General features: G+C 44.7%; 1 pseudogene. It reads right to left on the reverse strand.

From position 1 onward, the window contains the following. Positions 1 to 398 (reverse strand): annotated as a pseudogene (locus tag PL9631_RS26500) (plasmid replication protein, CyRepA1 family); the annotation flags it as partial.

Raw genomic sequence — 398 nt, forward strand, 5'->3', positions numbered from 1 at the left:
AACCAATGGTCAAAGATAGAGTAACGCCAGGTGGGACAATCAAAGACATAAACTCGTTGGCGAGTGCCGTCGGGGAGTTTAATTTGGCGCACACATTTGAGAGGTAGACCGATTTTATTGCGGAGGACATCCTGCACAATCCGCATCGGAGAGGCTTTACTATCGGGACTAATCCCCAGATAATCCCCCACATCTCGACTGAAGCCAACGACCTTATCCGCAAACTCCAGAATTTCCTCCGACTCCGAAGTAAACTCCCTATCTAGCTCCAGTAAACTATCAACTCCTAATAGTTTCAACACATGAACTTGTGCCGACAATAACTTAATATCCTGCAAACAAGCTTTTCCTTCCCCTAGTTCTAATTGTCTTTCTAAATAACGTTTATCCCGTTGATG

Source organism: Planktothrix paucivesiculata PCC 9631 (assembly GCF_900009265.2).
Classification (GTDB): domain Bacteria; phylum Cyanobacteriota; class Cyanobacteriia; order Cyanobacteriales; family Microcoleaceae; genus Planktothrix; species Planktothrix paucivesiculata.